This is a genomic window from Azospirillum sp. TSO22-1, assembly GCF_003116015.1.
Lineage (GTDB): Bacteria > Pseudomonadota > Alphaproteobacteria > Azospirillales > Azospirillaceae > Azospirillum.
On record NZ_LGQZ01000163.1, the window covers coordinates 1 to 10339 of the forward strand.

Here is a 10339-nt window from a genome sequence, read left to right on the forward strand (position 1 = left end):
GGCGGGGTGGGGGTGCCGGCAAGGATCCTTGATTTTCCCCTCCCCCTCCCGCCGCGATGCGGCGGGTCCCTCCCTCTCCCGCCCCGGGAGAGGGAAACTACGCCCTATTGATGTCCGCCAGGAAGCGCTCGACCTTGCTGCCGAGGACTTCCGCCTGCTTGGACAGGCTGCCGGAGGCCTCCAGCACTTCGCTCGACGCGGTGCCGGTCTTCACCGCCACCTCGCGCACGGCGATGATGCTGCTGGTCACCTCGCCGGTGCCCTGCGCCGCCTGGGTGACGTTGCGGGCGATCTCGGCGGTGGCGGCGCCCTGCTGCTCGATGCCGGCGGCCACCGTCACGGCGATGGCGTTCATCTGGCGGATCGTCTCGCCGATGGTGCGGATGGCGTTCGCCGCCTCGCCGCACACCGCGTGCATGCGGTTGATCTCCTGCGTGATGTCCTCGGTCGCCTTGGCGGTCTGCGTGGCGAGGTGCTTGACCTCGCTGGCGACCACCGCGAAGCCCTTGCCCATTTCGCCGGCCCGCGCCGCCTCGATGGTGGCGTTGAGCGCCAGCAGGTTGGTCTGGCTGGCGATCTCGCTGATCAGGTTGACCACCTCGCCGACCCGCTCGGCGGTCTCGACCAGGCTGCCGACGGTGGCGTTGGTGCGGTCCGCCTCGGCCACCGCCTGGCCGGCGATGCGCTGCGAATCCGCCACCTGGTGCGCGATGTCGCCGATGGTGGCGGCCAGCTCCTCGGACGCCGCGGCCACCGAGTGCACGTTGCTCGACGCCTGCTGGGCCGCGGCGGCGACGGAGGTCGCCTGCCGGGTGCTCTCGCTCGCCGATTCGGACATGCCCTGCGCCACCGTGCGCATCCGCGCCGCGGCGCCGTGCACGGTGCCCAGCAGGCCGGTCACGTCGCGGTCGAAGTCCTGCACCAGCCGGCGCAGCGCCTCGGCGTGCCGCTCCTTGGCCTCCTGCGCGGCGTGCTGTTCGGCCTCCAGGCGGGCACGGTGCTCGGCGTGCTCGCGGAAGACCTGGACGGCCTCGGCCATCTCGCCGATCTCGTCGGCGCGCTCCAGGCCGGAGATGCCGGCGCTCAGATCGCCGTCGGCCAGCCGGCGCATGGTGGCGTTCAGCGCGTGCAGCGGCACGGTGATGCCGCGGATGGTGGTGACGCTCGCCACGATGGTCGCCGCCAGCAGCAGCGCCGCCAATCCGGTCACGATGACGAAGGCGGAGAAGGCCTCCGCCCGCACGTTCCGGGCGCGCGTCAGCAGGGTGGCGTTGACCGTGTCCTCGGCGCCCTTCAGCAGGTCGATGCGCACGGTGGCGGCGGCGAACCACGTGTCGCCGGCGATGCCGCCCAGTTCGCCGCCGAGGCCGCCGGCGTAGACGGTCTTGCGCATCGCCTCGACGCGCTCCGCCGCGTCGCCGGACATCGCTTTTTTGAAGGCGGCCTTGAGGTCCTCCGGCGCGTAGGTGGCGAAGGAGTCGAAGAACGCCTGCTGCTGCGCGCCGAGGCCGAGGAAGCGCTGGTACAGCGCCGGATCGAACTTGCCGGCGCCGAAGCCGGCGCCGCCGGTGGCGCGCTCCTGTCCGGCGCGCTCCTTGCCGTGCAGCAGGTTGGTGTAGGCGACGATCAGGCCGGACACCGAGGGCGCGCCGCCGGCGCGCGAGATCTCGCCGGCGATGTCGAGCAACCGCATGATCGTGCCGGTGTAGAAGGCGGCGGACTCGGGCGCCGGCAGCGTCAGGGCGGAGATCGCCTCGCGCCGCGCCGGCAGCGGGTCGAGCGCGGCGCGCGCCGCGTCGATGCGCGCGGCCAGCGCCGGGTCGGCGCCGTCGGCCCGGAAGCGCTCGGCGGTGCGGCGATAGGTCTCGGCGGCGCGGTCGGTGAGGCGGCGCTGCTCGACCAGCGCGTCGGCCATCTTGGCGCCGCGGCTGGACAGGAACACCGCAGAGGTGCCGCGCTCCTTCTGCAACTCGTGCACCACGGCGCTGACGTCGGACACCAGCCCGGCCATCTCCTCGAGCCGCTCCATGGCGGCCAGCGTCCGCCAGCTCTCCAGCATGGCGGCGATCGAGAATCCCAGCATGCCCAGCAACGGCAGGATCACCACCAACGCAAAGCGGTGGCGGATCCGCAGGCGGCGGGTCAGGCTCAGCATGATTGTCTCTCCGTCGATCCGGCCGATCGCGCCGGCGCCTGTGCGCCGGACCGCTGCCGTCAAGCCGCCGCTCTTACCATTCCGGCGCAAACGGCGGCTTGACCTTTGTCAACAGGATCTAGCCCAAACGATAGAGGGGGAGGCGTGACAACTACGCCGCGGCGCGCGCGGCGGCGGGCAGGGCGGCGTCCCAGTAGGGTTCGGGCCCGAATCGCGCCGCCAGGAAATCGACGAACGCCCGCACCTTGGGCGACAGGTGGCGGTTCTGCGGGTACACCGCATACACCGCCGAATCCGAGAAGGAATAGTCCGACAGCAGGCACTTCACGGCGCCGGAGGCCAGCGCCTCGCCGCACAGGAAGGTCGGCGACACGACGACGCCGTGCCCGGCGATGCAGGCCGCCATCAGGATGTCGCCGTTGTTGGCGCGCAGCGTGCCGTTGACGCGCACGGTGCGCGTCTCGCCGTTCACCTTGAACTGCCACTGCTCGGCCGTCGGCACGTTGGTGTAGAGCAGGCAGCGGTGCTGCGCCAGATCCTCGGGCGTGAGCGGCGTACCGTGCCTTTCCAGGTAGCCGGGCGACGCGCAGATGACGCGGCGGTTGGGCGCCAGCCGCTTGGCGATCAGCGAGCTGTCGCGCAGCCGGCCGATGCGGACCGCGACGTCGTAGCCCTCGTCGAACAGGTCGACGTAGCGGTCGTTGAGGTCGATGTCGATCTCGATGGCCGGGAAGCGCTCCATGAACTCGGCGATGGCCGGGGCGAGGTGCAGCAGCCCGAAGGACAGGGGCGCGTTCACCCGCAGCCGGCCGCGCGGGGCGGCGTGCAGGTCGGCCACCGCGCGCTCCGCCTCGTCCAGGTCGGAGATGATGCGGGTGCAGCGCTCGTAGAACGCCTGGCCCACCTCGGTCAGGCTCAGCTTGCGCGTGGTGCGGTTGAGCAGCCGGGCGCCCAGCCGGTTCTCGAGGTCGGCGATGCGGCGCGACACCACGGACTTGGACAGATTGAGCCGGTCCGCGGCGGCGGTGAAGCTCTTGGCGTCCACCACCTTGATGAAGGCCAGCATGTCGTCGAGGCGATCCATGGGCATTGTTCTACACCGGGCAACGATGAAGTGCCAGCGCGGCGGATACACCATAACGCCGCAGCGGTTTAAGTCAGGGGTGACGGGCGGTGCCGCCCGGCAACCACGCGAAGGACAGTGAGGATGGCCAAGGTTCTGGTTCTCTACTACAGCAGCTACGGACACATCGCGACGATGGCGCAGGCGGCGGCCGAGGGCGCGCGCTCCGTGCCCGGCACCGAGGTGACGGTCAAGCGCGTGCCGGAGACGGTGCCCGAGGAGGTGCGCAGGAGCGCCCACTTCAAGGAGGAGCCGGACATGCCCGTCGCCACTCCGAACGAGCTGGCCGACTACGACGCCATCATCTTCGGCGTGCCCACCCGCTTCGGCAACATGCCCGGCCAGATGAAGACCTTCCTCGACCAGACCGGCGGCCTGTGGATGAAGGGCGCGCTGGTCGGCAAGGTGGGCAGCGTCTTCTCCTCCTCCGCCACCCAGCACGGCGGGCAGGAGAGCACCATCCTCAGCACCCACATCGTGCTGCTGCACCAGGGCATGGTGATCGTCGGCCTGCCCTACGCCTTCCAGGGCCAGATGGGCGTGAGCGAGGTGATGGGCAACTCGCCGTACGGCGCCAGCACCATCGCCGGCGGCGACGGTTCGCGCCAGCCCAGTGCGGTCGAACTGGAGGGCATGCGCTTCCAGGCCCGCTACGTGGCCGAGACCGCCAGGAAGCTGCACGGGTAACGCAAGGAGGGCGAGCGATGGGCCTGCTGATCGACGGGCGCTGGACCGACCAGTGGTATGACACCAAGGCGACCGGCGGCGCCTTCGTCCGGCCGGAGACGCAGTTCCGCGACCGGGTGGCGGCGGACGGCTCGACGCCGTTCAAGGCGGAGGCGGGGCGCTACCACCTCTACGTCTCCTACGCCTGCCCGTGGGCCCATCGCACGCTCATCCTGCGCACCCTCAAGGGACTGGAGGAGGTGATCTCCGTCTCCGCCGTCGATCCGCTGATGCTGGAGAACGGGTGGGAGTTCCCGGAGGGCGGCGATCCGCTGACCGGCGCCCGCTTCCTCCACGAGGTCTACCTCAGGGCGCGGCCCGGCTACACGGGGCGCGTCACGGTGCCGGTGCTGTGGGACAAGGCGACCGGCCGCATCGTCAACAACGAATCGGCCGAGATCATCCGCCTGCTGAACCGGGAGTTCGACGCGTTCGGCGACGCCGCGCGGGACTTCTGCCCGGAGGATCTGCGCGACGAAATCGACCGCACCAACGCGTTCGTCTACGACCGCGTCAACAACGGCGTCTACAAGGCCGGCTTCGCCACCGCCCAGGACCAGTACGAGCAGGCCTTCGACGCCCTGTTCGACGCGCTGGACGAACTGGACGCCCGGCTGGCCGGTGCGCGCTGGCTGGTCGGCAACCGGCTGACCGAGGCGGACTGGCGGCTGTTCACCACGCTGGTGCGCTTCGACGCGGTCTATGTCGGCCACTTCAAGTGCAACAGGCGGCGCATCGCCGACTATCCGCACCTGTCGGGCTACCTGCGCGACCTCTACCAGATGCCGGGAATCGCGCAGACCGTGCGCTTCGACCACATCAAGCGCCACTATTACGCCAGCCACCGCACCATCAACCCGACCGGCGTCGTGCCGAAGGGGCCGCACCTGGACCTCGACTCGCCGCACGGGCGCGAGCGGCTGGGGCCGGGGCTGTAGCTACCGCAGCCGCCGTGCCAGCGCCTCCAGCAGGTCCACGGTCTGGAACGGCTTGGCGACGTAGTCGTCCATGCCCGCCGACAGGCAGCGGGCGCGGTCTTCCGGGAAGGCGTGCGCGGTCATCGCGATGATCGGGATGCCGGCGAGCGGTTCCGGCAGGGCGCGGATCGCCGCGGTGGCGGCCAGGCCGTCCACCTCCGGCATCGCCACGTCCATCAGCACGGCGTCGAACGCCTCCTCCCGGATCAGCCGCAGCGCCTCGGCGCCGCCGTCGGCCAGGGTCGCCGACAGGCCGGCCTTGCGCAGCAGGGCGGCGGCGATGGTGCGGTTGGTGGCGCTGTCGTCCACCACCAGAATGCGGCCGCCGCGGTCGCGCGCCCAGGCGGTCAGCCGGTCCAGCCGGTCGGCGGCGCTCTCGGGCGGGGCGTCGGCGTCGAACGCCTCGACCGCCACCGCGAACCACAGGCGGTTGCCGCCGTCCGGCCGCTCCTCGCAGCCGAATCGGCCGTAGGCGCGCAGCGGTTCGGTCAGGGTGTCGCGCTGCTCGGGGGTGAGGGGCGGGGCGGTGTCGCTGACCGAGAACCGCAGCGTGCACAGGCCCGGCCCCGCCGGCTCGGCGCTCAGCGCCAACGCGATGTGGCCGCGGTCGGTGGCGTGGAGCGCGCGTTCCGCCAGCCGGCGCACCATTCGCTGGATGCCGGCGGCGTCGCCGCGGGCGTGCGGCGGGGTGGACGGGTCGATGATGCTGTCGAGCCACAAGCCCTTTTCCGCCGCCACCTCGACCAGTTCGAGCGCCACCCCGTGGGTCAGGTCGGCGGGGACGAAGACGTCGAGGTCGGAGCGCGGCACGACCGTACCGATGGCCCCCGTGCCGGTCGCCCCCGCGCCGACCGCTGACTGGGCGATCCGCTTTGTGGCTTCCCGGTTCATCGCGTCCATGGTTTCGGTCCGCTCGGCCGTGGCAATTTGCAACGCAGTTTGCGGACGCATTCTGCGAAAACCGTTGGTTTCGCTGATGCGCCCACGGCGTGCACGGGAGCGCAGCAAACCGCGGGCCAATCGACTATGCTTCGGCTTGGCATCAACGGCGGCGGGGCGGTGGGAACGATGGGCTTCATCGGGCGGGTCTGGCTGGCGTTCGCCGGCCTCAACGCGGCGGTCGCCGTCGGCGCCGGCGCCTACGCCAGCCACGCGCTGGCGGCGCCGGGTCTGGAGAAGGCGCAGGATTGGGTGCGCACCGCCGGGCAGTACCAGCTCTGGCACGCTTTGGCGCTGCTCGCCGCGCTGCTGCTGGCGGCGCGGACGGAGGGGGTGGCGCGGCTGGCGCTGCGGCTGGCCGGCTGGCTGTTCGTGGCGGGGCTGGTGCTGTTCTGCGGGACGCTGTACGCGCTGGCGCTCGGGATCGCGCTGCCGGTGGCGAACACGGCGCCGACCGGCGGCACCGCGTTCATGGCGGGGTGGGGCGTCCTGGCGCTGGCGGCGCTGCTGCCGGGCTGGCGGCGTTAGGCAGGACTTGCTTCAAGCAGGACTGGCGGCGGCGCGGCTGTCGCCGTCGTTGGCGGCGGTGCTCGGCTGGCGGGCGCAGTACAGCTCGTGCAGCGTCGCCATGACGTGCTTCGCCTCGTCGCCGTGCAGCGAGTAGTAGATGTTCTGCGCGCTGCGCCGGGTCGTCACCAGCTTGTCGCGGCGCAGGCGCGCCAGGTGCTGCGACAGCGCCGACTGGCTGAGGCCGACCAGTTCCTCCAACTCGCCGACCGACTTCTCGCCGAGCGCCAGGTGGCAGAGGATCAGCAGCCGGCGCTCGTTGCTCATGGCCTTGAGCAGCGTGCTCGCCTTGCGTGCGTTGGCTTGCAGATCCGCGATGTTCATCGAATGCCCCCTGCCTGCGCGCGGCCCGGACACTGGACCAATCGCTGGTGTTACCACATGATATGGACGGTTTCGCGTGCTTGTCTACCGCGCTCGTCCGTCCATTGTACCAGGGCGGCCGGCGCGCTAATGTTCCAAGCAAGCTATTGTTTTCATTTTTCATTTGGTTGTGGAGCGGCGCGATGGCGCGACATGAGCTTGATGCGAAGGGGCTGCTGTGCCCATTGCCCGTATTGCGCGCGCGCAAGGCGCTGAAGGCGCTCGCGCCCGGCGATGTTCTGGCGGTGGAGGCCACCGATCCGAGTGCTCCGAAGGACTTCGCCGCCTTCTGCGAGACCACCGGCCATCGCCTGCTGGCGAGCGCCGAGGACGGCGGCGTCTACCGGATCGAGGTCGAGCGGAGCGCCTGAAGCCGCATTCCTCCTGCGACGATGCGGCCCGCATTCCTCCTGTACTTTGCGGGACGATGCGGGAACAATGGCGCCAGGAAACGCCAGTGACGCCGGCCGTCTTAAAACAATCGTATTGAAACGAAGATGTTCACCACCCTGTTCACGCACCCGATCTGCCTGGAGCACGACACCGGCCTTGGGCATCCGGAGTGCTCGGACCGCCTGAAGGCGGTGCTGGCGGCGCTCGAGGCGGAGGATTTCCACCTGCTGGAGCGCGCCGAGGCGCCGCTCGCCACGACCGAGCAGATCGCCCGCGTCCACCCCCTCGCCCACATCGAGCGGGTGATGGCCGCGGTGCCGGAGGGCGGGCACGCGGGCATTGACGCCGACACCGTGCTCTCCCCCCTGTCGGGGCAGGCGGCGCTGCGCGCGGCGGGCGCGGTGTGCGCGGCGGTGGATCTGGTGGCCTCCGGCCGGTCGCGCAACGCCTTCTGCGCCGTCCGCCCGCCCGGCCACCACGCCGAGCGCGCCAAGGCCATGGGCTTCTGCCTGTTCAACAACGTGGCGGTCGGCGCGCTGCACGCGCGCGCCGTGCATGGGCTGCAGCGCGTGGCGGTGATGGACTTCGACGTGCACCACGGCAACGGCACGCAGGACATCTTCCAGGACGACCCGGATCTGCTCTACTGCTCGACCCACCAGTCGCCGCTCTACCCCGGCACCGGCGACCCGGGCGAGAAGGGGGAATACGGCAACTGCGTGAACGCGCCGCTGCCGGCGATGGCGGGCAGCCCGGAGTTCCGGCACGCCATGTCCCACATCGTCCTGCCGGCCATCGACCACTTCAAGCCGGACCTGATCATGATCTCGGCCGGCTTCGACGCCCACTCGCGCGACCCGCTGGCCAGCCTGCACCTGATGGACGACGACTTCGCCTGGGCGACGCGCAAGCTGGGCGACCTCGCCCGCACGCACTGCGGGGCGCGCGTCGTGTCGGTGCTGGAGGGCGGCTACAACCTGCGCGCCCTGGCCTCGGCCTGTGCGGCGCACGTGCGCGAGCTGATGGCGGCGTAAAACTTCTCCTGCCGTCATCCCCGCGAAGGCGGGGATGACGGTCGGGAAAGAGTTCGTAGCGATTGCGGCCCTTGCCAAACGCGCCTCGGTCTATTAGGATTGTGGTCCTTGATGGCCGGCGGCACCGGGAACGTGAACTGAACACCCCCTGCACACTGTTCCACGGTGTTCCAAACTGTTCCATTCGACGGTGGCGCCGGTCTTATGCTCCCCATTTCGGTCATGCCGCCGTCATAAGCCGGCCGTCCGCGCTTGCGCATCCGCGCCCTGCGGGCCTACTTTCTCCAATCGGTTCCACCAGCGGTCCCACCATGTCAGACCTTCCCCCGATCCCGCCGGACATCGCGGCGATGAGCTTCGAAGACTCCCTTGCCGAGCTGGAGCGCATCGTGCGCCAGCTGGAGGAGGGGCGGGGCAAGCTCGACGAGGCGATCTCCTCCTACGAGCGCGGCACGGCGCTGAAGCGCCATTGCGAGGCCAAGCTGCGGGAGGCCCAGGCCAAGGTCGACCGCATCACCGTCGCCGCCGACGGCTCCATTGGTACTGAACCGGCACGGATCGACTGACGTGGGAATCCTCCTCAAGGCCGCCATGGCCGAAGCCGCGGAGCAGGTCGAGCAGGCCATCGCCCGTCTCCTCCCCTCCACCGATTTCCCGGAGAACCGGCTGTACGAGGCGATGCGCTACGGCAGCCTGGGCGGCGGCAAGCGGCTGCGGCCGTTCCTGGTGCTGCACTCCGCCACGCTGTTCGGCGTCAACCCGGACTGCGCGCTGCGCGCCGCCGCGGCGGTGGAGATGGTGCACTGCTACTCGCTGATCCACGACGACCTGCCGGCGATGGACGACGGCGACCTGCGCCGCGGCCGGCCGACCGTGCACCGCCAGTTCGACGAGGCCGCCGCCATCCTGGCCGGCGACGGCCTGCTGACCTACGCCTTCGAGGTGCTGGCCGACCCGGCGACGCACGAGGACCCGAACGTCCGCTGCGGCCTCGTCGCCGCGCTGGCCAAGGCGGCGGGGCCGCACGGCATGGTCGGCGGCCAGATGCTCGATCTGCTCGCCGAGCACGAGACCTTCGACATCGGCACCGTCACCCGCCTGCAGCGCATGAAGACCGGCGACATGATCGCCTTCTCGTGCGAGGCCGGCGCCATCCTGGGCAAGGCCGCGCCGCCGATGCGGCAGGCGCTGCGCGCCTACGCGCACGATCTCGGTCTCGCCTTCCAGATCGTCGACGACCTGCTGGACGTCGAGGGGACGGAGGCCGAGACCGGCAAGTCGGTGGGGCGCGACGCCGCCGCCGGCAAGGCGACCTTCGTCTCCATCCTCGGCCGCGAGCGCGCCCGCGCCCAGGCCGAGATGCTGGCCAAGCAGTGCGCCGAGCACCTGGAAATCTTCGACGGCCGCGCCGACATGCTGAAGGCCGTCGCCGAGTACGTCGTGACCCGGCGCACGTGACAAGGAGTGAGAGAGTGACCGCGACCAGCAAGACGCCGCTCCTCGACCAGGTCCGCGTTCCCGCCGATCTGCGCGCGCTGCGGCCCGACATGCTCCGCCAGTTCGCCGACGAGCTGCGCACCGAGACCATCGACGCGGTCTCCGTCACCGGCGGGCACCTCGGCGCCGGCCTCGGCGTGGTCGAGCTGACGGTGGCGCTGCACTACGTCTTCAACACGCCGGACGACCGGCTGATCTGGGACGTCGGGCATCAGTGCTACCCGCACAAGATCCTCACCGGCCGGCGCGACCGCATCCGCACGCTGCGCATGGGCGGGGGCTTAAGCGGCTTCACCAAGCGCTCGGAGAGTGCCTACGACCCGTTCGGCGCCGGGCACAGCTCCACCTCGATCTCCGCCGGCCTCGGCATGGCGGTGGGCCGCGACCTCAAGGGGCGCAGGAACAACGTCGTCTGCGTGATCGGCGACGGCGCCATGAGCGCCGGCATGGCCTACGAGGCGATGAACAACGCCGGCTCGACCGACAGCCGGCTGGTCGTCGTCCTCAACGACAACGACATGTCCATCGCCCCGCCGGTCGGCGCCATGAGCGCCTACCTGTCGCG

The 10339-nt window shown here is 70.7% G+C and carries 12 protein-coding genes; 8 read left to right on the forward strand and 4 right to left on the reverse strand.

What is annotated here, in order from left to right; all coding sequences use genetic code 11:
* Nucleotides 1–97: 97 nt before the first annotated feature.
* Both TSO221_RS31745 and TSO221_RS31750 read right to left on the reverse strand, forming a co-directional pair.
* A complete protein-coding gene (locus tag TSO221_RS31745) occupies nt 98–2155 on the reverse strand; it encodes a nitrate- and nitrite sensing domain-containing protein (protein WP_109122486.1) in 2058 nt (685 codons plus the stop codon).
* Between the two features lie 151 nt (nt 2156–2306).
* On the reverse strand, nt 2307–3239 hold the full coding sequence (locus tag TSO221_RS31750; RefSeq protein ID WP_109122487.1) for a LysR family transcriptional regulator: 933 nt from the start codon (nt 3237–3239) through the stop codon (nt 2307–2309).
* A gap of 123 nt (nt 3240–3362) precedes the next feature.
* On the opposite strand from TSO221_RS31750, the gene wrbA reads away from it, so the two are divergent.
* Both wrbA and TSO221_RS31760 read left to right on the forward strand, forming a co-directional pair.
* Entirely contained in the window at nt 3363–3965 is a 603-nt protein-coding gene (gene wrbA / locus TSO221_RS31755) for an NAD(P)H:quinone oxidoreductase (protein WP_109122488.1), read from the forward strand.
* Between the two features lie 17 nt (nt 3966–3982).
* Nucleotides 3983–4942, forward strand: coding sequence for a glutathione S-transferase family protein (locus TSO221_RS31760; protein WP_109122489.1), 960 nt, complete (start codon nt 3983–3985; stop codon nt 4940–4942).
* On the opposite strand, the gene TSO221_RS31765 is transcribed toward TSO221_RS31760, so the two are convergent.
* Nucleotides 4943–5881 carry a response regulator gene (locus tag TSO221_RS31765; protein WP_247878364.1) on the reverse strand — a complete coding sequence of 313 codons (939 nt, stop codon included), beginning with the start codon at nt 5879–5881 and terminating at the stop codon, nt 4943–4945.
* A 126-nt stretch (nt 5882–6007) separates the two neighbouring features.
* Here TSO221_RS31765 and TSO221_RS31770 point away from each other — a divergent pair, with 126 nt between their 5' ends.
* Entirely contained in the window at nt 6008–6448 is a 441-nt protein-coding gene (locus TSO221_RS31770) for a DUF423 domain-containing protein (protein ID WP_247878365.1), read from the forward strand.
* Nucleotides 6449–6460: 12 nt separating this feature from the next.
* On the opposite strand, the gene TSO221_RS31775 is transcribed toward TSO221_RS31770, so the two are convergent.
* Nucleotides 6461–6811: a metalloregulator ArsR/SmtB family transcription factor gene (locus TSO221_RS31775; RefSeq protein WP_109122490.1), complete on the reverse strand. Its 351-nt coding sequence runs from the start codon at nt 6809–6811 to the stop codon at nt 6461–6463.
* A gap of 182 nt (nt 6812–6993) precedes the next feature.
* On the opposite strand from TSO221_RS31775, the gene TSO221_RS31780 reads away from it, so the two are divergent.
* The 5 genes from TSO221_RS31780 to TSO221_RS31800 form a co-directional block, all read left to right on the forward strand.
* Complete coding sequence (locus TSO221_RS31780) at nt 6994–7221, forward strand: sulfurtransferase TusA family protein (protein ID WP_109122491.1); 228 nt, start codon at nt 6994–6996, stop codon at nt 7219–7221.
* Nucleotides 7222–7347: 126 nt separating this feature from the next.
* Complete coding sequence (locus TSO221_RS31785) at nt 7348–8277, forward strand: histone deacetylase family protein (RefSeq protein ID WP_109122492.1); 930 nt, start codon at nt 7348–7350, stop codon at nt 8275–8277.
* 311 nt (nt 8278–8588) lie between these two features.
* A complete protein-coding gene (locus TSO221_RS31790) occupies nt 8589–8843 on the forward strand; it encodes an exodeoxyribonuclease VII small subunit (protein WP_109122493.1) in 255 nt (84 codons plus the stop codon).
* 25 nt (nt 8844–8868) lie between these two features.
* Nucleotides 8869–9735 carry a polyprenyl synthetase family protein gene (locus TSO221_RS31795; RefSeq protein WP_109122496.1) on the forward strand — a complete coding sequence of 289 codons (867 nt, stop codon included), beginning with the start codon at nt 8869–8871 and terminating at the stop codon, nt 9733–9735.
* 14 nt (nt 9736–9749) lie between these two features.
* On the forward strand, nt 9750–10339 hold a 590-nt coding region (locus TSO221_RS31800; RefSeq protein WP_247878366.1), incomplete at its 3' end, for a 1-deoxy-D-xylulose-5-phosphate synthase N-terminal domain-containing protein.